Annotated in this window: 22 protein-coding genes; 6 read left to right on the top strand and 16 right to left on the bottom strand. The window is 67.6% G+C overall.

The genetic code is table 11. From position 1 onward, the window contains the following. Window positions 1-205: 205 nt before the first annotated feature. Window positions 206-853 (bottom strand): hypothetical protein, encoded by a 648-nt coding sequence (locus AC5RVS_RS06755; protein ID WP_494107601.1) that lies wholly within the window; start codon window positions 851-853, stop codon window positions 206-208. A 152-nt stretch (window positions 854-1005) separates the two neighbouring features. Here AC5RVS_RS06755 and AC5RVS_RS06750 point away from each other — a divergent pair, with 152 nt between their 5' ends. Continuing rightward, window positions 1006-1437 (top strand): hypothetical protein, encoded by a 432-nt coding sequence (locus tag AC5RVS_RS06750; protein ID WP_494107600.1) that lies wholly within the window; start codon window positions 1006-1008, stop codon window positions 1435-1437. A gap of 94 nt (window positions 1438-1531) precedes the next feature. On the opposite strand, the gene AC5RVS_RS06745 is transcribed toward AC5RVS_RS06750, so the two are convergent. The 5 genes from AC5RVS_RS06745 to AC5RVS_RS06725 all read right to left on the bottom strand — a co-directional run bounded on the left by AC5RVS_RS06745 (window position 1532) and on the right by AC5RVS_RS06725 (window position 7320). Next, window positions 1532-2740 (bottom strand): hypothetical protein, encoded by a 1209-nt coding sequence (locus tag AC5RVS_RS06745; RefSeq protein WP_494107599.1) that lies wholly within the window; start codon window positions 2738-2740, stop codon window positions 1532-1534. Window positions 2741-2978: 238 nt separating this feature from the next. Continuing rightward, window positions 2979-4148, bottom strand: coding sequence for an NAD(P)/FAD-dependent oxidoreductase (locus AC5RVS_RS06740; protein ID WP_494107598.1), 1170 nt, complete (start codon window positions 4146-4148; stop codon window positions 2979-2981). A 103-nt stretch (window positions 4149-4251) separates the two neighbouring features. Beyond that, window positions 4252-4938, bottom strand: coding sequence for a histidine phosphatase family protein (locus AC5RVS_RS06735; RefSeq protein WP_494107597.1), 687 nt, complete (start codon window positions 4936-4938; stop codon window positions 4252-4254). A 7-nt stretch (window positions 4939-4945) separates the two neighbouring features. Next, on the bottom strand, window positions 4946-5815 hold the full coding sequence (gene htpX, locus AC5RVS_RS06730) for a zinc metalloprotease HtpX (protein WP_493989434.1): 870 nt from the start codon (window positions 5813-5815) through the stop codon (window positions 4946-4948). Between the two features lie 224 nt (window positions 5816-6039). Beyond that, the gene (locus AC5RVS_RS06725) at window positions 6040-7320 is read right to left on the bottom strand and encodes an MFS transporter (protein WP_494107596.1); all 1281 of its coding nucleotides are present in this window, start codon (window positions 7318-7320) and stop codon (window positions 6040-6042) included. 313 nt (window positions 7321-7633) lie between these two features. On the opposite strand from AC5RVS_RS06725, the gene AC5RVS_RS06720 reads away from it, so the two are divergent. Then, window positions 7634-8095: a Fur family transcriptional regulator gene (locus tag AC5RVS_RS06720; protein ID WP_494107595.1), complete on the top strand. Its 462-nt coding sequence runs from the start codon at window positions 7634-7636 to the stop codon at window positions 8093-8095. Next, window positions 8096-9595 carry a catalase gene (locus AC5RVS_RS06715; RefSeq protein ID WP_493989437.1) on the top strand — a complete coding sequence of 500 codons (1500 nt, stop codon included), beginning with the start codon at window positions 8096-8098 and terminating at the stop codon, window positions 9593-9595. An 80-nt stretch (window positions 9596-9675) separates the two neighbouring features. Here AC5RVS_RS06715 and AC5RVS_RS06710 read toward each other — a convergent pair whose 3' ends face one another. Then, window positions 9676-10008: an ankyrin repeat domain-containing protein gene (locus tag AC5RVS_RS06710; protein ID WP_493989642.1), complete on the bottom strand. Its 333-nt coding sequence runs from the start codon at window positions 10006-10008 to the stop codon at window positions 9676-9678. Between the two features lie 197 nt (window positions 10009-10205). Next, entirely contained in the window at window positions 10206-10793 is a 588-nt protein-coding gene (locus AC5RVS_RS06705; protein ID WP_493989438.1) for a TetR/AcrR family transcriptional regulator, read from the bottom strand. A gap of 320 nt (window positions 10794-11113) precedes the next feature. Here AC5RVS_RS06705 and AC5RVS_RS06700 point away from each other — a divergent pair, with 320 nt between their 5' ends. Continuing rightward, a complete protein-coding gene (locus AC5RVS_RS06700; protein WP_493989439.1) occupies window positions 11114-11353 on the top strand; it encodes a hypothetical protein in 240 nt (79 codons plus the stop codon). Between the two features lie 112 nt (window positions 11354-11465). On the opposite strand, the gene AC5RVS_RS06695 is transcribed toward AC5RVS_RS06700, so the two are convergent. From AC5RVS_RS06695 to AC5RVS_RS06660, 8 genes are all read right to left on the bottom strand, one after another. Next, a complete protein-coding gene (locus AC5RVS_RS06695) occupies window positions 11466-12893 on the bottom strand; it encodes an FAD-dependent oxidoreductase (protein ID WP_493989440.1) in 1428 nt (475 codons plus the stop codon). Window positions 12894-12992: 99 nt separating this feature from the next. After that, a complete protein-coding gene (locus AC5RVS_RS06690; protein WP_494107594.1) occupies window positions 12993-14078 on the bottom strand; it encodes an Imm61 family immunity protein in 1086 nt (361 codons plus the stop codon). Between the two features lies 1 nt (window position 14079). Beyond that, window positions 14080-15225 (bottom strand): SseB family protein, encoded by a 1146-nt coding sequence (locus AC5RVS_RS06685; protein ID WP_493989442.1) that lies wholly within the window; start codon window positions 15223-15225, stop codon window positions 14080-14082. A 35-nt stretch (window positions 15226-15260) separates the two neighbouring features. After that, a complete protein-coding gene (locus AC5RVS_RS06680; RefSeq protein WP_493989443.1) occupies window positions 15261-15788 on the bottom strand; it encodes a hypothetical protein in 528 nt (175 codons plus the stop codon). Window positions 15789-16011: 223 nt separating this feature from the next. Further along, window positions 16012-18864 carry a TNT domain-containing protein gene (locus tag AC5RVS_RS06675; RefSeq protein WP_494107593.1) on the bottom strand — a complete coding sequence of 951 codons (2853 nt, stop codon included), beginning with the start codon at window positions 18862-18864 and terminating at the stop codon, window positions 16012-16014. 59 nt (window positions 18865-18923) lie between these two features. Next, complete coding sequence (locus AC5RVS_RS06670; RefSeq protein ID WP_494107592.1) at window positions 18924-19301, bottom strand: DUF6507 family protein; 378 nt, start codon at window positions 19299-19301, stop codon at window positions 18924-18926. Between the two features lie 33 nt (window positions 19302-19334). After that, a complete protein-coding gene (locus AC5RVS_RS06665) occupies window positions 19335-19640 on the bottom strand; it encodes a hypothetical protein (RefSeq protein ID WP_493989446.1) in 306 nt (101 codons plus the stop codon). Window positions 19641-19823: 183 nt separating this feature from the next. After that, window positions 19824-20171: a hypothetical protein gene (locus AC5RVS_RS06660; protein WP_493939538.1), complete on the bottom strand. Its 348-nt coding sequence runs from the start codon at window positions 20169-20171 to the stop codon at window positions 19824-19826. Window positions 20172-20432: 261 nt separating this feature from the next. On the opposite strand from AC5RVS_RS06660, the gene AC5RVS_RS06655 reads away from it, so the two are divergent. Both AC5RVS_RS06655 and eccD read left to right on the top strand, forming a co-directional pair. Beyond that, a complete protein-coding gene (locus AC5RVS_RS06655; protein ID WP_494107591.1) occupies window positions 20433-20753 on the top strand; it encodes a hypothetical protein in 321 nt (106 codons plus the stop codon). Between the two features lie 2 nt (window positions 20754-20755). After that, complete coding sequence (gene eccD, locus AC5RVS_RS06650; protein ID WP_494107590.1) at window positions 20756-22081, top strand: type VII secretion integral membrane protein EccD; 1326 nt, start codon at window positions 20756-20758, stop codon at window positions 22079-22081. Window positions 22082-22086 lie beyond the last annotated feature (5 nt).

Here is a 22086-nt window from a genome sequence, read left to right as displayed (position 1 = left end):
GCCATAACACCAGCGGCTGCGGTCCTTGTCTTATCATCGGCCCTGCCGCCACCCGCACCGCAGCGACTTCCCCTGTTGACGGAATGGCCATGGCAGCCTCAGGCTTCCTGATGCGCGGAAGCTGGAGACCCTTCCGGAGTCCACCTCGAACAAAACTATGCCCACGTCCTCGAATTGGTTAGGCAAGAGCCGTATGAGGTTCCCGCTATCGCACCCCCCAAGGCTGATCAGCAGTGCGTGCGAGGAATTGACCCGAGCGGCGGAAATCTCTTATGAGAAATAGGCTCCCGATCAGCAAGAGGAATACCATGCCTGCAAAGAGCCAGCCGAATGGATCATTCCGTCCGGCATCGTTGATAGCTTGAGCAATAAAAACCAAAGGGTAGAACGGCATTATCAACAGCTGCGTCGCAAGAGCCTTTCGCATCTGCACAGCCGCGCCGCGCGTTACCGTGAGATGCTCCGGAACGACTGCCGCCTTTCCTGCTACCTGCCGGCGGACTTGCTTTCGTTCCTCGCTCGTCAGCGAAAGGGTCACGTCGACGTTTCCATATTCGGCTGCCGGTACGACCTTCTTTGAGTTGAAGATCAGACCTCCGATCAAGGTGCCTAGCCCCGCGAGCATGAAGCCAAACGTTAGGTACGATGGCCAGTCGCTATAAGAAGCCCCAAATGCCAGAGCCGCCGCCACGGAACCAACCGCGACCAGGACGATCAAGCCCATTAGCCAGAATCGCGTGTAGTAGACCTTCACGGCGGCGCCCAGTCCGTTGTCCGCCAACCCCTGGGCTCTCTTGGCCGCCCGAGTCCAACGGTCGTTGGACTCAGCCATAAGTTCCTCAATTCCGCCCATTGTTCCTTCCTTGGCATGAGGCTCCCGACACCGGTGAAATCCGGTTTGTGTTGTTAGCTTTAGTTACTGCTTCGCAATGTTCATTTCCTCCTATGCTTATCGTTTCCCGGCTAGCGTGAGGCAAACGTTGTTACGGCAGAGACGGGGAGACGATGCACACGCTGACCAAACTGAGCGCTGCAGCCGCGGTACTGCTGGCGCTGGCAGGCTGCACCAGCCACCAGGCTCCCCGGGTGTCGGCACTGTCAGCCCCGTCCAGTACCGAGGACGACATACCGGCGGAGCGCTTGGAACATTTGGGCGTAGTCCCGGACAGCGTACGTTTCCTGACGGAAAAGGACGGCTACGCGTTCTACGCCGCCTTGATGGACACCCCCGACCCCCGCGAAATGTGCTTAATCATGGATAACCCGGCATTCGGTGTTCACGCCGCCGGGTGCGGCCGACTCGAGAATACGGGCCTACTTGGACTCGAAGCCTCCGGAATCAAGGCCAAGCTGATCGCCGATGGATATGACGCGAAAACAGCGCTGGCCAAGGGCTGGCTGCAACCGCACCGGAACCTCCTGGTGCACGGACTCTAGCCGCCTAAAGTAGCCGTCCGGCTTCGGCACCACCGCATGACGACTGCCGCCCTCCCGGAGGGAAGGCGGCAGCGTCAGTGAAGCCGGTCCGGGGCTACGCTGAGCAGCGGTTGCCCCGCTGCTCTGCGTTAGAGGGGTTGTTGTAGCAGGTCTGCCCAGTGCTTCGGACGTCGGTCGTCACGATCGGCGCTCCCGGGGCTTCGGTCTCGACGACAAGCGGCTCGATGTCCTCACGGGCCACCGTGACAATCGGCTCTGCGGGCACGGTCGCCGTCGTGACTTCCTGCCGCGTTTCACCTTCGGTGACCGTTACCACCGGGGCGATCGGCGCGCACTCGGTGTCCGATTCCTCATCGCCGGGCCGGGTCCCGGTCGTCACGATCGGCGTGCCTGGAACCACTGCTTCGGTCACCACCGGAGTCCCCGGAGCCGTTGACTGCGTCACCACCGGTGCGCCTGTAGGGGTGGGAACGTCGGTGCCGCGGGGGAAGTTGAACGTGGTGGTCGTCGTGGTGGTCGTCCGCGTAGTCGGCTGCGAGGTGGTCGCCGTGCGCTCCGTCTGCTGCGTCGTCGCCGTGGCGATCACCGTCTGGTAGGTCGTCGTGGTGCACATTTCACGCTGCTGGGTGCTGGTGAAGACCTCGGTGAACGGCGTCGTCGTGGTGATCAGCGTTTCCCGCGGCTGGGTCGTCGTGGTGACCCGTTCCTGCGGGGTGGTCGTCGTGGTGACGATCGTTGTGGGCGTCGTCGTCGTGGTCAGGACGGCCCGCTCGCATCGCTCCACGGGCTTTGCTGCCCGCTCGTTGTTTACCCTGCGGCAGTTGGTGGTCGTGGGCGTCTCGGTGCTCGTCGGCGTGCCCCGCTCCGTCCGGGTTGTCGACGTTGGCGTGCCGGGAACGACGACATCCTCGCTGACAGCCTCGCCGGCATTGCGCTCTTCCTCGGTCACCACCGGGGTGCCGGCGCGCTCGGTCCTTACGACAGTCGCATCGCCGACATTGCGTTCCTCGGTTGTCACCGTGGGATCCGGCTGGCGGGCTGGAAGCGACGTGTCCACGGTGACCGGATCGCCCACGGGGCGGTCCGCGCTGAACGTGGTGGTCGGGGTTCCTGATGGAACATCAGGGCCGACGACGACAGTTGTCACAGTGCAGATCTGATTATTGCCGTTGCCGCTGAGCGTTCCGCCCAGCGCTGCGCAGTTGGCCTGCCGTTCGGCGGGACCGGCGAGCGCCGGACCGGCTGGTGCCAATGCGACGACGAGCCCCAACGCCGTCGCGGCCACCAATGACGAAAAACGCATGATGAACTCTCTTCCCCCAAACGAACCCCGCGCCGGCGCGGATCCGGTGACACTAACAGGCCGACTAAACCGCGGGCAACGAAATCGAGGCGGATCCGAGGAGTTCGAGTGGTGTGCTGAAGACAAACCGGTAATTGCCCCGCGCAGAGCAGGTAATTGCCCCCGCACGCACCGGTAAAGCGCCGGAATACCGAGTAGCGCGCCCTCCCCTTGAAACCCCGTTCGGACGGTGCAGCCGTTACTGTGCCGCGGCCCTGCGCGGGCCGCGGGGCCAGCTGTATGAACCGCTGCGTCGCAGTTCGCCCCGGATCCACGACAGCGTCATGCGGCACACTTGTTCCTTGACGAACGCCCCTCCCCTGCGGCTCAGGGCAAAACGTCGCGGGGTGTCGTCCGCATGCACCGGCTGGACCAGCCCGGACCGCCGGCCCAGACTGATGCAACGCACCAAAAACCCGACGGACAACTCCTGAGGGGCCCGCTGCCGGATTTGGGCGATCACGTTCTCAGCGGCATGGGCGCCCATCGGCAGGGCTACCGCACACCCCATCCGCAGGTGCGAGGCAACCGTGGCCTGCGCGCGAACGGCGTCTCCGGCACCGACAATCTCCGGATAGCCGGGGCAGGACAGCGTCGAGTCTACGAGCAGCCTGCCGTGGGCATCGGTGGCCAGGCCGCTGGCTTCTGCGAGGGTGGAAGCCGTGAAACCGGCAGCCCAAACGGTGCAGTCCGAAACCAAGGCTGTGCCGTCCGAGAGCATCAAGCGCTGCCCGTCCACCCGGTCCACGCCGGTGCCGTCCATGACCTCGACGCCGATGTCCGCCAGCTGTGCCAGCAAGGCCCGGCGGCCGCCGTCGGACAGGTCCGCCCCGACCTGCCCGCGCGAGACCAGCCGCACCTTCAACCGCGGAAGTGCCGCGGCAATTTCGGCAGCTGCCTCGATGCCGGTCAGGCCACCGCCGATAACGGTGACGACGGCGCCCGGAGCCAGCTGCTTCAATGCGCGCCGCAGCCGCTCGGCGGACCGGGCGTCCTGCAGCGTGTAGCCGCCGGATCCCGAAGGTGCGGGCTGGCTGGTGCTGCCGGGAGCGTAGACCAGGAAGTCATAGTCCAGCGCGGGCCGGCCGTCGTCGAAGTGGACGGTGCGCATCCGAGGATCGATCCGGGAAGCCCGGCCGACCACCAGGGTGGCATCCGGGTGCAGCAGCGATTCCATGGGAACGGAGGCCGATTCCCGGCCGCCCGCCGCGACCTCGTGCAGCCGTATCCGCTCCACGAAGCCGGCCGAAGGGTTGAGGACGCTCACGCCGATCCTGCCCGTCAGCTCCTTGCTGCCGGCCAGCCGGTTTGCGGCCATGACTCCGGCGTAGCCCGCCCCAATGATGACGATCCGATGCTGTGCGGTCACCGCGAACTCCCTCTGTTGTGTGGTTACAGAGATAGGACACCGCCGCGGGCACATGTGTGACATGGGCGGTCGGCCGCTGCGGGTCCTCGCGGTTTTTTGCTCGTCAGTCCCGGGAGTCGGAGGGGACGCTCCCGGGGCTGATCGGATCGGCGGTGGGACCGTCGGTGAGCGGGTCGGCCAGTTCGGGTCCGCCAACGGCCTGGCCCATCCAGGTGAGCGCCTCCCAACCGTCGGGACCGCCGTCGAGCACGACCACCCCGGTGTTGCTCAACTGGTTCCGGGCCACGAAGGGGACCGTCAGGTTGAACGCGCGCGCGCCGGCCCAGCTGCGGATCATGGCGCCGTGGCTGACCACCGCCAGGGTGCCGATGCCGGAGGTTCGGGCTTCTTCGATAACGGCATCGAAGCGCCCGAAGGTTTCGTGGCCGTCCGGGCCGCCGGGCATCCGGCGCTCCAGGTCTCCCGCCGCCCAGGCGAAGACCGTGGTCATGTAGGCAATGATGGAATCCCGGTCGCCGCGCATTTCCAGCTCGCCGGCCGAGATCTCGCGCAGCCCGTCGCGCACGTCCGTCTCAAGCTTTCGGGCGGCAGCCAGCGGGGACGCCGTGAGCTGCGTGCGCACGAGGGTGGATGCGAGCAGGGCGTCGATCGGCTCGCCGTCGAGGGCCTTCGGCAGCGCCCGTGCCTGTGCGTGTCCCAGGTCGGTCAGCTCAGCCCCGGGGGCACCCGTGTCCAGCAGCCCGCGGACGTTGGAGTGGGTCTGCCCGTGCCGGATCAGCAGCAGCCGCATGCCGGCCTCAGTAGCCCAGCGGGCGTCCGGCCATCCGTTCCAGCCGCGCCACACGGTCGTCCATCGGAGGGTGGGTGCTGAACAGCTTCTTCGCGCCGCCGCCCTTGAACGGGTTGGCAATCATGAGGTGGCTGGTGTTGACCAGCTTCTGGTCCTGCGGCAGCGGCGCCTGCTGCGTGCCGTACTGCAGTTTGCGAAGCGCCGACGCCAGGGCCAGCGGATCGTTGGTCAGCGAGGCGCCGTCCTCGTCCGCGTCGTATTCGCGGGTGCGGCTGACTGCCATCTGGATCAACATGGCCGCAATCGGGGCCAGCAGCGACATGGCGATCAACGCAAGCGGGTTGGCGTTGCGGTCGCGGCCGCCAAAGAACAGCAGGAACTGCGCGACCGAGGTGATCACGCCCGCCACCGCGGCGGCGACGGAGGAGGTCAGGATGTCGCGGTTGTAGACGTGCATCAGTTCGTGGCCCAGCACACCGCGCAGTTCGCGCTCATCCAGCAGGCGCAGGATGCCCTCGGTGCAGCAGACGGCCGAGTTCTGGGGATTGCGGCCGGTGGCGAAGGCGTTGGGGGCCATCGTCGGGGACACGTAGAGCCGGGGCATCGGCTGGTTGGCCCGCGCGGACAGTTCACGAACGATCCGGTACATGCCCGGCTGGTCGGCTTCGGTCACGGGGTAGGCCTGCATGCTGCGGATGGCGAGCTTGTCGCTGTTCCAGTAGCTGTAGGCGGTTGTGCCCACGCCGATCAGGGCCATGATCCAGATCCAGTTGGCGCTGCCGGTCCCGCTGGCCAACAGCGCGCCGATTGCCAGCAGGAGGGCGAAGAGTCCGCCGAGCAGGCCGGCCGTTTTCAGTCCATTGAAGTGGTTGTGCACCGCGTATGAGTCCTCTCCCGCGCCGATCCGCTCCGTGCCGGTCCAGGCGCGGAGCTCCGTATGTCAGTGTATCCACCGCTCACTTATTCCAACGCCGGAGTCCGGCGCCATGTTCCGCGGCCCGGTTTGGACGGACCCGAACGGCAGGAGGCGGCGGCGGGGGCGCCTCCCGGCGGGCTCCCACCCCGGCTCCCGGCAGGCTCCCAGCCTCCTCACGGCAGCCCCTAGGGCTCGGGGTGCCTGTCGTTGTAGCGGGAGAACCGCGGCTGGAACCTGTGCAGCAGCCCGACGGCGCACACACAGGCGACACCGCCGGCGAGCGCGGCAAAACCTTCGCCCAGCCATTGGCCGCCACCGCCGGCGACGGCATCGCCGAGCCGCGGGCCGCCGGCCACCACCACTATGAAGATTCCCTGCAGCCGACCGCGCATGGCGTCCGGCGTCGCCGACTGCAGGATGGTGTTGCGGAAGACGCCACTCACTGTATCGGCCGCACCAGCAGCGGCGAGGCAGAGAGCCGCGGGCAGGAGCCATCCGCTCACGTCTCCGGCGGCCGCGGCGTTTGTACGCCCTGCCATGACGACGACGGCGCCGAACCCTGCGACGGCGATCCCCCACGCCACCACGCACCACAGCACCGCCAGGCCCTGACGGCGGACGCCTCCCAGCGGCCCCGACAGCACGGCCGCGATGAACGACCCGGCAGCGACCGCGGCCAGCAAGATGCCTGCCGTCGCCTCGCCGCCGCCGATGATGACCGCACCGATGGCGGGCATCAGGGCGCGCGGCTGGGCCAGGACCATCGCGGCCATGTCCACCAGGAACGTCATGCGGATGTTGGGACGCGTGCGCAGGAACCGGAAGCCTTCGGCCACCGACCGCAGGCCGGCCTTCCGGACGTCGCCTTCCGGCGGGATCGGCGGCAGCTTGACCACCGCCCAGATGGCCGCGGTGAACGTGAGGACGTCCAGGGTGTAGGTCCAGCCGAAGCCGACCCCGGCCACCAGCACCCCGGCCGCCAGCGGACCGATGGTCATGCCCAGTCCGAACGTCATCATGGTCAGGGCATTGGCCGCCGGCAGCATCTCGCGCCGGACCAGCCGCGGCACGATGGCGCTGCGGGCCGGCTGGTTGAGCCCGGCCGCGGCCGAATGCACCGCGATCACCAGGTACAGCAGCCACACCTGTTCCAACCGGAACCACGCCTGCAGAGCGAACACGGCAGTGCAAGCCCACAACACCAGGCCGGAATAGAGCGCCACCTTGCGGCGGTCGTACGCATCCACCACGGAACCGCCATAGAGTCCGGCCAGCACCAGCGGGATCAGCCCGACGACGCCGACGCCGCCCACGGCCAGGGTCGACCCGGTGAGCTGGTAGACCTCCAGGCTGACCGCCACTGCCGTCAGTTGTGCACCGATCGCGGAGAGCGACGTCCCGATCCACAACCGGCGGAAATCCGGGCTCTCCTTGAGCGGCGCCGTATCGGCGAACAACTTGGGCATGGCGGAGATTCTAGTTGCCCGCAGCACCTTTCTCGGGCGGGTGGGGCCTCGGCAGTCGGCGTGGCGCCCCGGCACGCCACGCGGGGCGACGTAGCCGCTGGACGGGCGCCGGGCGGGTATGGCGACGTACCCGCTGGCGGCGGGCGACGGGCGAGGTACTCGCTGGCGGCGGGGCGGCGGGCAGCAGGGGGCGGCGGGTGGCAGCGGGCGGCGGGCGGGGTACCCGCTGGCGGCGGGCACCGCCGTCGTGCTGTCTGGACCGAGTCCAGATCATTTTCTGGACTCAGTCCAAAAAAGGTGAGAGAATCGTTTCATGGCCGAGATGAGGGATCCGGAGGACTTGTTGCGCGAGGCGTCGCTGCGCGTAACCCGTCCGCGGGCGGCGGTGCTGGAAGCAGTCCGCGCGCACCCGCATGCCGACGCCGACACCATCACCGGTGTGGTGCGGGACGAACTGGGCGGCGTCTCCAAGCAGGCCGTCTACGACGTGCTTGCGGCGCTGACGGACGCCCGGCTGCTGCGCCGGATCGAGCCCTCGGGGTCCCCGGCGCGCTATGAGGCCCGGGTTGGCGACAACCACCACCACGTGGTGTGCCGGTCGTGCGGCAATATTGCCGACGTCGACTGCACCGTGGGCGAGGCACCGTGCCTGACGGCGGCCGACAACCACGGTTTCGCGATCGACGAAGCCGAGGTCACCTTTTGGGGTACCTGCCCCGCCTGCACTGCCACGAAAGACCTTCAATTGGAAGATCCGACAAGGAGCGATAACTAGATGGCTGATAACACCATGCCGTTGACAACCGTTGCGGGCGCGCCCGTAGCCGATAACCAGGACAGCCTGACCGCGGGTCCCCGCGGACCGATGCTGCTGCAGGACGTGTGGTTCCTGGAGAAGATGGCCCACTTCGACCGCGAGGTCATCCCCGAGCGCCGCATGCACGCCAAGGGCTCCGGTGCTTTCGGCACGTTCACGGTGACCAACGACATCACCAAGTACACCAAGGCCAAGATCTTCTCCGAGGTCGGCAAGAAGACCGAGCTGTTCGCCCGCTTCTCCACCGTCGCCGGCGAGCGTGGCGCGGCCGACGCCGAGCGTGACATCCGCGGCTTCTCGGTCAAGTTCTACACCGAAGAGGGCAACTGGGACCTGGTTGGCAACAACACCCCGGTGTTCTTCTTCCGCGACCCGCTGAAGTTTCCGGACCTGAACCACGCAGTGAAGCGTGATCCGCGCACCAACCTGCGCAGCGCGGAGAACAACTGGGACTTCTGGACCAACCTGCCGGAGGCCCTGCACCAGGTCACCATCGTCATGTCCGACCGCGGCATCCCGGCGTCCTACCGCCACATGCACGGCTTCGGCTCGCACACCTACAGCTTCATCAACGACGCCGGCGAGCGCTACTGGGTGAAGTTCCACCACCGCACGCAGCAGGGCATCAAGAACCTCACCGACGCCGAGGCCGCAGCGCTGGTCGGCGAGGACCGCGAGTCGCACCAGCGCGACCTGCTTGAGTCGATCGACCGCGGCGACTTCCCGAAGTGGAAGCTGATGGTCCAGATCATGCCCGAGGCTGACGCGGAGACCTACAAGTACCACCCGTTCGACCTGACCAAGGTCTGGTCCAAGAAGGACTACCCGCTGATCGAGGTTGGCGAGTGGGAGCTGAACCGCAACCCGGAGAACTACTTCGCCGACGTCGAGCAGGCCGCCTTCACCCCGGCCAACGTGGTTCCCGGCATCAGCTTCTCGCCGGACCGCATGCTGCAGGGACGCCTGTTCTCCTACGGCGACGCGCAGCGCTACCGCCTGGGCGTCAACCACCACCAGATCCCGGTGAACTACCCGCGCGGTGCCGGGCTGGTCAACTCCTTCCACCGTGACGGCGCCATGCGCGTTGACGGCAACCAGGGCGCAACCCCGGGCATCAATCCGAACGGCTACGGCCGCTGGCAGGAACAGCCGGCCTACCGCGACCCGGCCCAGGCCGTGGGCGCCGTCGCCGACCGGTTCAACTTCCGCGAGGACGACGACAACTACTACGAGCAGCCCGGCATCCTCTTCCGCGAGAAGATGACCGCCGAGCAGCGGCAGGTGCTCTTCGAGAACACCGCACGTGCCATCGACGGCGCTTCCCAGGCGACCATCGAACGCCACATCGCCAACTGCACCAAGGCCGACCCGGCCTACGGCGAAGGCGTGCGCAAGGCCATCGAGGCCCTGCAGGCGGGCAAGATCTCCCCGGTCGACGTGAACACCGACTCGGCGTAACACCCCAGTCTCACCCGACGGCATGAAGCTGCCCGGGACCGCCTCATTGGCCGGTCCCGGGCAGTTCTTTGTTGCGGGCCCTACTTCTCCAGGAGGTGCTCCCGGCCAAACATTTTGGCGGCATCGCGCGCGCTCGGAGTGCCGGCATCCAGGTCCGCCCCGGCCGCCAGCAGCCTGGACACCACGGCGTCCTCGCCCTTGAACAGGGCGCCGGCGATCGGCGACTGGTCGCGCACGTTGCGGATATCGGGGTTGGCCCCGCGTTCCAGCAGCATGCCCACGGTCTCTTCCTGCCCGTGGTAGGCGGCCAGCATCAGCAGGGTGTTGTGGTCGGAATCCAGCGCATCCACGGGCAGCCCGTGGTCGAGGAACTCCACCAGCTCGCCGGTCTTGCCCTCGCGGGCCAGGTCCATGGCGAGGGCAACCACGCGTCGGGTCTGTTCTTCATTCAGCGGTATATCGTTCGTCACTCCCCCAGAGTATGCGAGCCTCTCCCGAATCACGACGGCGGAGCGCCCCGTCCGCCTGAGACGGAGTCTGCACGGCGCCTCGGCACGGCACCGCAGCACGGTGCCTTAGCAGGACGCCAGTGCGGCGCCGTGGGGACTTCTCAGGCTGCGGCCGCCAGGAAACGTTCCAGCAGCAGGTTGAACGCCGCTGCCGGCTCTCCGGCCTGGTCGGCAACCACCTGCCCGAACCACAGCCCGCACACGCCGGCGGCGAAGAGCGTGCCTTCGGCCGCTGCCGTCTGCTCCCCAGTCCCGCGGGCTCGGAGCCACCCGGTGGCGGCGTCGCGCCACCGGACAAAACCGGGCGGCCGCAGGGGCGGAGCCGAATGGGTGGTGTGCCTGGCGGCCGCCTGCTGGATGGCCGCTTCGAACCCCAGGCGCTGCAGGGCGCGGCTGTGCGGGGTCTGCGAGTGCTCCCACACCTGGAGAAGCAGCTGCCGCAGTTCCGGAACCGCCAGGTCGGTTAACTGCTCCGGCGACGGCGCGGAGAGATCGGCCTCTACCCGTTGCACAATCTCCTCAAGCAGCTGTTCCCGGTGTCCGAAGTGATAGACCAGCATGTAGCTGCTGATGCCCAGGGCTTCGGCCAGCGGGCGGAAGGACAGGTCCGCCAGGTTCTTGTCCTGCAGGTAGGCCAGGATGTCCTCGAGCAGCTGCGGCTTGCGCTGCGGATTCTGCGGTCTGGCCATGCGGGTGCCCTGCCTCCTTCTGCTTGTGACCTGAAGCGCCCCGAAACGGATCGGGGGCACGGGTGGACGCGGCCGGCCATCGGCTCGGCTTCAGCATAGTCGTTGGGGCCGGGGATGGCCCGTGTGGCCGGACGGTCCCCGGGACCGGCATTGTCCCGGGTGGTCGATGGTCCCGGGAATGAAGGGCGCAACACACGTGCTTCCGCGACTTGCCGGAACGCCTCGCAGATTAAGGGCCGGCGGCTCCCATACTGGGTGAAAGGGCAGAAACGCGGAATTGGACCGGCCGGCCGCCGGCAGTGAAGCGAGCGAGGATGGCGATGGTGGCTCCAGTACAGTCCATGCTGCAGCGGTGCGGAGGCCGCTTCCGGGCGTGGCTCCACCGCCCGGCACCGGGAAGCCGGCCCGGACCGGATGCGTCGCCTCCGGATCCGTACCAGGCGCTGCTCAGCAGCCTGCGTTCCGCCTATCCCGAAGCCCGCCTCAGCACGCCCGGCGAGGACAAGGTCCGCGTGGAACTCCCCGGCGGCGACATCCTGCGCTTTTACGTCAAGCGCTAGCGGGACCGTACCGGCGCGCCCAGCCGACACGTTCCGTCGGCCTGTTACCGACGGCAGGGCCAGGCAGGGTCGCGCGGGCTCCCCGGACGGCCGGGGAACCCGGTCCCGTGGATCAGGGCTGCGAGATCTTCACCATGTCTTCGCGCGGGACCACCTTGACGCGCTCGCGCTCGACGGCGGGTGCATCGCCGTCGTTGTTTTCGGGGACGAAGGAGGCTCCGAGCTCACGCTCATGGGCATCCAGCTTCAGCCAGCCTTCCCACGTGGTGTAGGCGACGCCTCGTTCCTCGAGCAGCTTGATGATGGCGTCCTCGGCGGGGTCGGAGGCCGCGGGCAGGTCCAGCCGGTCCTCGAGCAGGAAGCCGATGGTCTCCAGCGCATCGCCCTTGGTGTGGCCGATCAGGCCCACCGGTCCGCGCTTGATCCAGCCGGTGGCATAGATGCCCGGCACCGGGTTGCCGTCCTCGTCCAGAACGCGTCCGCCCTCGTTGGGGATCACGCCGCGGCGGGCATCGTAGCCGACCTCGGGCAGCTCGGAGCCGAAGTAGCCGATGGCCCGGTAGACCGCCTGCACGGGGTACTCCAGGATTTCGCCGGTGCCGCGGACGTTGCCGGTGCCGTCCAGTTCGTTGCGCTCGAACTTGATCGCGGCCACGTGTCCGGCGCCGTCGCCGGTGCCTTCCACAATCTCCACCGGAGTGTGCAGGAAGTGCAGGTGCAGGCGGCGGGAGGCGCCGGTGTCCTGTTCTTCCACCAGCCAGTTGGTGAGGGTGTTGACCATGGTCTTGGTCTGGTTGTTGGAGCGGATCGCCTCGTCGGAGCCTTCGTCGAAGTCGAAGTCCTCCGGGTAGAGCACGATGTCCACGTCGCGCGAGTGCGATAGCTCGCGCAGCTCCAGCGGGGTGAATTTCACCTGGGCCGGGCCGCGCCGGCCGAAGACGTGCACGTCGGTGACGGGCGAGTTCTTCAGGCCGCGGTACACGTTGTCCGGGATCTCGGTGCTGAGCAGGTCGTCGGCGTGCTTGGAGAGCATGCGTGCCACGTCCAGGGCCACGTTGCCGTTGCCGATGACCGCGATTTCCTTGGCCTCCAGCGGCCAGTCGCGGGGCACATCCGGATGGCCGTCGTACCAGGACACGAAGTCGGCGGCGCCGTAGGATCCTTCGAGCTCAACGCCGGGGATGTCCAGCGCGGCATCCTGGATGGCGCCGGTGGCGAAGATCACCGCGTCGTAGAAGTGCCGGAAGTCGCTCAGGGTCAGGTCCCGGCCGTAGTCGACGTTGCCCAGGAAGCGGATGTCGCCGCGGTCCAGCACCTTGTGCAGGGCGTTGACGATGCCCTTGATCCGGGGGTGGTCGGGGGCCACGCCGTAGCGGATCAGGCCGTAGGGCGCGGGGTAGCGGTCGAAGAGGTCGATGCTTACCTCGAAATCCCGCTCGGCCTTGGTGAGGATGTCGGCGGCGTAAACGCCGGCTGGTCCGGCGCCGACAATAGCCACCCTCAGGGGACGCTGGGTGATGGCCTCGGCAGGGTTAGACACTGGCAGTCCTTCTTCTTCGGGAATCCTCCTGCGCAATAAGCGCACAGTTTCCTATTCTAAATGCCCGCCCGTTTCCCTCCTAACAGTGTGCCGCGTATCTCACTGGCTCCCGCCGCCGGCGGTTTCCAGCCGGGCCGGACCGAACAGCGGCGAGCCGTCGTCCGACTCGATCGACGCCAGCAGCTCAGCGAACGGCGCCCCGGAGTAATAGGTCAGATGGCGCGCCCCGGTGCCGGTCGGGAAGAAGGCCCGAAACTCCCCTTGCTCACTGGTCCCGGTGAGGGTGACAGGGTAGGCCTGGTCAGGATCCTCGACCCGGCAACCGTATCGGTCGGTGTAGGGCAGGAATCCGTCCCCGGCGTCCGCTGCTTCCAGGAACCGGTTCGCCCGGCCGCTGAGGAACAACAGGCAGCGGGTGAGTATGTCAGGGTCGTCGGTGCGCACGTAGGACCTCTTCCGGTCCGCGTTGTCATGCGGCATTTCAAAGTCCAGGATGTACCCGTCGGCGGTCGCGCTGACGGTCGTGCGCTCTCCGGCCGCGTTCATGAAGGCCCATTGATCTTCACGGACCAGCGGTTCGGCTATGGCTGCGTACTGTACGGCCTTGTCCATCCGTTCGGGCGGCAGGCCGGCCAACCGGCCAGGCAGTTCGGAAAGCATGTGGCCGGGCCTGCCCGGCCCAAAGAGCGGGGCACCGTCCGCAGCGACGAGTGACACCACGAGGGACTCCAGCGGAAGTGCCGCATACCGGGTGAAGATCCGCGCATCCCGTGCCACCGGAAAGCCAGCGGTGACGGTGCCGCTCGGCCCCGTACGCTCAAGCACCGCAGGCGACTTGTGGGCCTTGGTGCGCAACGCCCAGCCGCTGGAGTCATCCGTCCCGTCGTCGGACAGGGCCAGAAAGCGCAGGCCGCCGCGTTTGCGATGCCAGAACGCCGCCCGGAACAGCAGGCAGCGCAGCAGGACCTCCGGGTCCGTCGTGCGGACGTATTCCCGTCGCCCGGGCCAGTAACGCGCGATGACGTCCCGAAAGATGAACCCGTCGGCCTCGGCCGCGATGGACATCCGGACGCCGTATCCGTTCCGCACGGTCCAGGCGCCGTCCTCGATGGAGCCGGCGCCCCCGAACCACTGCGCGGCCGTGGCCAGCAGGGCGTCGTCCAGCTGCTCCAGGTGGGCGGCCATGTCAGAAGTCCGAGGCGCGGAGCAGCGCTTCGGGGCCGGCGGGATCCACTACCATCGACAGCTCGGGCCTCTGGCGCAGCATGTCGATGGCCCAGGTTGCCGGCACTTCCCTGAACCGCGCCGACGGCTTGAAGGCGGCGACTTCCGGCCCGGTTGAGAACACGGGAAGAATCGGCCCGCCGTCCTGCCCCTTGAGCAGGATCGGGCCGCCGTCCGATCCGCCCTCATCGGCACGATCGGCCGCCAACACGACGGCGCCGGGCCGCTTAAGCTGTTCCGCGACGGCGTTGGTGCCGCCCTGTCCCGCGACTGCCCGCTTCAGGCCGACATTGGCCAGGCTCCCGACGGCGAAGCCGATCTCCTCGCGTCCGAGGGCGCAGGTCGGGCCCGCAGGATTGATGTAGAGGTAGGCAATGTCGCGGTGGCTGTCCACGAACTTCAACAGTTCTTCGCCGGGCTGAACCCAGGACACGGGCGCTCCCGGACGGCCCGTGGAGGCTCGGAACTCGGCCAGTTTCTCCTGGGAGGTGAAGGCGAGCACGGACGGCGAACCGTGGACTTCGACGACGCTGATCCCGGGACGCCCGGGGTTATCGGTGGCATCGAGCAACAGGTCGCTGCCAATCAGGTGGCGCAACACATTGACTGCCGCCGGCTTGCCCGGATTCTCGCTGAATCTGGCCACCGCGGCGCCGACCAGGCGGTTGTCCACGCCGTGCCGGCCGGGTTGTTCATGCTCGACTTCTGATGCGGATGCCTGGCCGGCCGGTTCCCCCAGACCGAAATCGGGCGCGGGCTGGTCGAAATTGAAGTAGGTGTCCAGTGAGTATTTCGGTTCGGGCCAGTCGCGTGCGGAGAGGTTCACGGCCGCCGAGCGCCAGGATTCACCGTTGTCCCCCACGCCGAGGCTGTGCAGTTCGGTGGCGGCGTCGAAGGGCGCGGTTCCGGGCTGCAGGACCCCGGCATTGGCCGCGGCCCTTCCGCCGCGCTCTTGGGTGATGCGCATGAGCATGGCATCGGCGGCGGGCTTCAACTCCAGCACCATCCGGTCCCATCCGGGCTCGCTGTTGCCGGCCTGCAGCATCCAGCCGGCGAGTATCTCTGCCAGCTGCTGTTGGCGGAGCAGAGCAGGCGTCTGTTCGGACATGCGGTGTTTCCTTCTTCCGGGAGGGTGCGGGGGAGCTACTGGGCGGGATCCTGGAAAGGAGCCCGTTCACTGCCAAGCACTAACTCTTCGGTTGCCGGGTCAAGATACGGCACGTCCAAACCGCTGCTTTCGAGGATGTCGCGCATCCATCCGGGAATCCATTCCTGCTCGCGCGGGAACAAGGCCAGCTCGGCCTGGACCGCAGCGGGCGATACCGGCATTTGGAGGGCGCCCGGGGTCGGTTGCAACGGCTCCGTGTCGAACCGTTCGAACCGCGGTTCTTCGTCCGGGACCAGGGTCAGCCGAGCGGCGAACCAGGTGCCCTTGCCCTTCGTGTAGCTGGCGGCCTTGTCCGATTTCAGCGCCCTGCGATCCAGGGGTGCGGCGTCGGAAAAATCGATGCTGCCCCATGCGCCTTCGGCAGTACGTGCCATCTCCGTCCAAGAGACGGTTGCACCGTAGATCTCGAACTCCAGCCGGATCTCCTGATAGGTCCGGAACCGCGAAGAGGCCGCGGTCGCCATGGCCGACAAGAACTCGTCGGAGAGCAGCTGTGATGTCACGGGGAGTTCATTCCTTAGTTTTCGAAGTCGAAGCGCCGGGTTTGGCCGTTGACCGTTACTTTGAGTTCCACCATATGTGGAACACGGTTTCCCTCACCAGCATCGTAGATCGGGCGGGCGCCCCCACGTGACCGAGGCCTTGGTACCCCGGGTGGCAAGTTACGAAGTTGGTTGCGGATCGAAAGTTCTGCGTCGTACCAAGTGCCGGCGGTTTCGATGAACTTCAGCCGCCGTCGGCCTGCTCCTTGGGGAAGTACTCCATGTCGTGGACGTGCAGTGCCGTGGGCCGCCCGAACCCGTCGGTGTGGACCACGATGTTGCCGTCGATGTGGTACCTGATGTTGGGCCTCGGGTTGTTCAACTCGGGATTCCAGTTGCCCTTGGATCCGCTGGGAGCCTCGATCTGCTGGATATGGCCGGCGGAGTTCGTGTAGAACTTGCCGCGGCCGTGCACCTCGTAGGCGGTGGTGCGTTCCAACGTGATGCCCCGCTCTTCGACGGCGTCAATGACGGACTTCCCTGCAGACAAGTCAAGTTCGTGCTCGGCCAGCAGGTCCACAGGGTCGTCGGCGTTGCGCGCCCACGGCGGGTCGAACTGGCGGGGTCCGGTCTCGCGGAGGCCTTCCCTGCGGATAAGTTCGTCGACGCCGATGGCTTTGGGTTCCGGACCCTGGGTGGTGTCGAGGAACCGCAGTTGGGTTCCGCCGCCCGGGCGCCCGAAAGCCGGGGCGATTTCGGAGACCTCGATCTTGACGCCCTCGGGCAACCGATCAAGTTCGAAGTGGTGCAGCGGCTTGCCGAGGGTATCGACCGGCAGGCCGCGCATGTGCCACGGGGTTCCCTCGATGGCCAGGTAGTCTCCGCCGTTGGGACCGATCCGGTCCAACTTGACCTGTCCGAAGTCTGCCTGCAGGTCGTCGTAAGACGAGTACGTCCGGATGGTTCCCTCGGCCGCTCCGGCGTTGTCCGGATAGGCCGCCCGGTACTCGTCAGGACTGAACTCGTCCAACAGGCTGTACCGGTTCGCGTACTCGGCTCTCTCCAAGGGGTTTCCGAGCTCATCAGTGCCGTAGGCGGGCTGGGAGCGGTCGACGATGGCGTCGAGGTCGCTGTTGATGTCCAGGCGGCCGTCCTGGTCCTTGGGCAGGTCCGCCCAGTCCGGCATCTCGACGTCCTGGTAGAGGTCTTCGGCCCGGTGCTGGCCGTATCTGGCGTGTGCCTCCGGATTCTGGATCGCGTCGGGTACAGCAGTGCCGTGCTGCGGTTCCTGCGGATGGCGGAAGTTGTCGTCGACGCGCTGTCCGTTCACGTCATAGCCGTTGACACCGTCGCCGGACCCCGTAGCGGGCGCCTTGGACGTGGTGGGATCGGGTTCCGGAGCCTTGGAGCCCGGAGCATCGGCATCCGGAGCACTGCGGGGCGCCTCGGCATCCGGAGCACTGCGGGGCGCCTCGGCATCCGGAGCATTGCGGGACGCCTCGGCCTCCGGTGCTTTGCGGGGCGCCTCGGCGTCCGGAGTATTGCGGGGCGCCTCGGCGTCGGGAGTGCGTGCCGGCGCCGGGTTGGTCTCCGGCGTCTCGACCCGCTGGCCATACTGCGGCGGGCCGGATCGTTCCGGTACTGTGTAGCCGCTCTTGCCCGACGACGGCTTGGGCCCGTCCGCGTCGAAGTTCATGATGGTGCTGGTGTTCCGGCCGGACGGCATGTCCACGTCGAACCGGTGGACACTGGTGTAGCCACCGCCGGCGGTGGCCAGGCGCGGGCCGCCCAGCGCATTGGCCAGGTTGTCCGCGCCGGTCCGCACCGACGTCGTGAAGTTGTCCGCGCCGGCGCGCAGGCCGGAGGAGGCGTTGCGCAGCCCGTCGGTGAAAAAGTGGCCGGCGGTGCTGACGTAGGGGCGGACCGTGCCGGTGACCGTCTTAAAGCCGGTGGTCGTGACGTCGATGGCCGTGAATTTGAAGTTGGTGGAGAAGTCGATGGCCCGGGTGGTCAGGCCCGCGGTCTTGGACAGGCCGGAGAAGTCCAGCACCTTGGACGCTGCCCCGCCGGCGCGGCTCACCGCGGTGATCTTGTTGGCCACGCCGCCGGCCTTGGCCACGGCGCCGCCGCCGGCGGTCAGGAGGATGGCCGACAGATCGAACGCCGTCGCGCCGGCGGCATAGGCCGGGTCGCGCTGCCAGTCGTCCCAGTGGATGGCTGCCTTGCCGACGGCCAGCAGTTCCTCGCCCGCCTTCTTGACCGTTCCCGGGCCGCCGATCGATTCGGCGACGGCGGCGGTGATCGGGCTGGAGACGATGGCTACGTTCAGGGCGATCTGGCCGATGCCCTTCCAGGTGGCGGCGAAGGTCTCGCCGTCGGTGAAGTTGACCATGTTCCACAGGCCGGTCACCGTGCCGGTGATGCCGCTCCAGACGCCCTTGCCGAAGGACACCATGCCGTCCCAGACGTCCGCGTACCAGGGCTTGTCCCACTCGGTCGGCTTGCCCCAGGGAATGTGGCCCTCGCCGGTCGCCGAATCAAGCTGTTCTGCCGAGTAGCCGTACGCCTGCTCGCCCGTGCCGGGGCCGTCCTGCGTGGTTTCGACCAGCGTGATACCGCCGTAGAGCGCAGCAATCGCGTTGGCGCAGGCGCGCTCGGCTGCCATGTGCTCGGCCGCCAACGCGTTGGCGTCCCTGAGGATCCGGTTGTCGTCGTTGACCAGGTCCTCGTCCTTGCGCCAGTCGCTGCCCTCGTCCGCGATCCGGGCCCGCACGCCGTGCCAGCGGGCCACCAGCGCGTCGTAGCGCGACTTGAAGGTGTCCGCCCAGTCGGCGAACGCCTCGATGGCCGCCTTGATGGCCGCGGTGTCGGACTTGATGTCCTCGGTGGTGGTCTTGACCGGTTGCACCGCGGCGTAGACCTGCGGGGCTTCCGGCGACTTGTAGACCGCTTCCAGCCCGCTCCAGTCGCTCTCGATCAGTTCGACGGCGTCGTCAATGTCTTCGGCCTTGTCATCCAGCGCCTTGGCATGGGTGCGCAGCAGCTCCGCGTCGGGACGCTGCGGGTATTCCTCGGCATAGGGATCCCAGGCCGTCATTGATTCCCCTTATTCGGTGCGTGAGACAAGATGTTTGTGAAAATGGCGGGACCGGTTGGTCAGAGCGCCAACGGAGTTGGTCCGTGCGGTCGGTGCGGACGCGACGTGTCCTCCTTCACGGGCAGGGTCCCGATCAGGTTTTGGGCGTCTCCGGCCATCTGCGCGTCCCCCATGACGTAGGAGTTCACCGCGTCCATAGTGCCCTGGAAGGTGGTCTGCAGCCGTCCGGCAACACTGTTCAGTCCGGGTTGGACGGTCTTCTCCGCCCACCCGTTGAGCGCATCCATCACCGGGCCGGACTTGGCGGCAGCGATGATGTCGCCGACCGCGGTACCCAAGGCCGGGAAATCCCTCTCAAAGCTGTCGGCCCGCCCGCTGGCGGTGGTGACGATTGTTTGGACTTTGGTGGGTTCGATGTCCCAGCCGTCGAGTGCCACTGCTGTTTGCCTTCCGTGCCGGGTGTTGGCGGCCTAGATGTTGGCGATCTTCCCGCCGGCCGTCTTGATGGTGTTGCCGGCGGTGCTCTTGGCGTCCTCCAGCAGCTTGTGGACGTCCGCCATGATGCCCGCAAACGCGAAGCCGGCGTCTGCCCATGCCTGCTCCACGCGGTCGTACTGCTCCGCGATGTCCGTGGCCTGGAACTTGGCCTGCAGGTCCGCGGCGTCCTTCTTGCGGGTCTCCACCAGCGCGTTGAGCTTCTTCTTCACCCGGTCCAGGTTGTCCTGGGCCTGCGATGCGCCGCCGTCGGAGAAGGCGTATGAATTCTGGTCTGCCATGTGATGTTTCCTCCCTCATGCCCGGCCTCGGCCGGAAAAATCGTCTGTGAGTCAGTGCCGCTCTAAGGTGTCTGCCGCTCTAGGGTCGCTTTAGGGCCAGGGCCGCTTTAGGTGAGTGCCGTTGGGCCGTCTCGGCCCTGTGCCCGTGCCCGTGCCCGTGCCCGTGCCCGTGCCTGCGACAGGCTAGCCGCGGTTGCGGAAGACGGCGTCGTCCCAGGCCGCCTTGCCCTCGGTGGCATCGGCGTCGTCGGCCTGCTGCTGCTCGCCCAGCTGCATGGTGGTGTTAACCTCGGACTGGCCCTGCTGAATGGAGACCAGGGATTTCTGCAGCCCGGACGCCACCATGTTGGCCCGGCCCATGATGCCCTTGAACTTCTCCCAGAAGTCGCCGGCGGTGTTGCCGCGCATGGGCTCGGGGACTGCCTCAAGTTCCTTCATCAGTGCCTGGAGTTCGGTATCGGCCGCCGCGCTGGCCTTCCCGGCGTCGACAAACGCGCTCTTTTCCATCTTGATGAACTGGTTGCCGCTCATTGCTCCACCTCCGTGCCCCGTCACGGGGCTGTAGCTGCCGCTTGCGCCGGCGGACGCCTGCTGCGTCCGCGGTGCGCCGGGTTGCCGCCCGGCCGGTTGTCCTCGAGCGGTTCCCCGCCTTTACCATAGAACGCGCCGGCCCGCATTGCGTCAATCAAAGTTAATGGGTACATCTCCCCATCCTGCGCGGGACACGCAGGAATTAATCCATCACTTGGAGCGATAAGCTCGGTAGGCGACGCACCGCTTGGGAGGAGAGACGTGGCCCAGGACTACGACAACCAGCTCATTGAGTCCGTGGCTGTCCGGCGTGCCCGGCTGACCACGGCGCTGCTGTACGGCGCGAACCCGCTGCAGCGGCGCTGGAAGTCCAGCGTGCGCACCTTCTTCTTCAGCATCGCCATGGCGGCGGTCATTGCCGCCGTCTGCGTGGGCTATTCATTCGTGACCAATTTGCTGGAAGACCTGCGGCAGGAACGGCAGCAGCGGGCGCAGTCCGCCGTCGTCCTCCACCTCAGTGGCGATCCAGCGGACGACGGCGGCGTCCGCCTGCCGCCCGTCCCCCACCGAGGAGCCGCTTGAGCATGGCCGAAACCTTTACCCGCGTCACCGTGGCCGGATCGCAGCGCCATGTGGACGTCCTGCTCCCGTCGCGGACGCCGGTCGGCCTGTTGCTGCCCCAGGTCCTGGAGCTGCTCGATGACCAGCCGGCCGCCGCCGTCGCCGTCAAGACGCTGATCACCCCCGCCGGCGATCCGGTCCGCGAGGACGCGTCGCTGACGGACGCGGGCATCGCCGACGGCGCCATGCTCCGGCTGGTGAATGTGTCCGAGGCCCCGCCCGCACCGGTGGTGTACGACATTACCGACGCCGTGGTGGAACAGACCGAGGACATCGGCGGCCGCTGGACCGAGCGGGTCCGCCGCGGGACGGGGGCCGTCTTCGCCGCCGTCGGACTCTATCTGGGCGTGCATCTGCTGCTCGACGGCACCGCCACCGCCATGGCCGCCGCTGTCTTCTTCGCGCTGGCCGCGGTGCTGCTGGGCGCCGGCATCTACCTGGGCCGGGCGACCGCCACGGTACTGGGCCCGTTGCTGGTTGGCACCGGTTGGCTGCTGGCCGTGGGCGGCGTGCTGCGCCTGCCGGCCGATCCCGGGACGCACGTGCTGCTGGCCGCCGCGGCGAGCGCCGTGGCACTGGTCTGTGCGGGCCTGATCTCGCAGCGTCCGCGCGCGCTGATGTCGGCCGCGGGCCTGCTGGCCCTGCTCACCGTTTTCTGGGCCGCCTCGCTGGCTCTCTTCAGCGACCCGGTGCGGGCTGCCGCCGTCGCCGCGCTGCTCAGCTGCGCGACCCTTGGCCTGCTGCCGCAGATCGCCCTCTCCACGTCCGGGCTGGCCACGCTGGACGACCGGCGGGCCAAGGGCGGCCGCATCGGACGCACCGACGTCCACGTGGCCATCGGCTCGGCGCACCGCGGGCTCAGCTTCGGCACCGCGCTGGCGGCGCTCTCCGTGGCCGCCGGATTGTGGATCCTGGGCACGGACACCGCGTCGCAGGTCTGGACGATGCCGCTGGTCGGCTGCCTGGCCCTGGCCACCGGGCTGCGCGCGCGTGCCTTTCCGCTGGCCACCGATCGGATCGCGCTGTACCTGGCGGCCGCCGTCGGCACGCTCGCCCTGGCGCGTTCGGTGCTGGCCTTCGCTCCCGGGCACGGCTGGTTCGTGGCAACCGGCCTGCTGGTGCTGGCCATCGCCGTCGTGATCTCGCTGACCGCCACGCTCGCCGACCATTCCGCGGCGAAACTGCGCCTGCTGGCCAACCGACTGGAGACGCTGGCCATCCTGGCCGCTGTCCCGCTGGTCATCGGCCTGTTCGGCGTCTTCGCCTCGCTGCTGACCACCTTCGACTGAGACAG

Source organism: Arthrobacter sp. Y3221048 (assembly GCF_059092685.1).
Note: the sequence above shows the minus strand (reverse complement) of the source record. Positions and strands in the feature narration are given on the sequence as shown.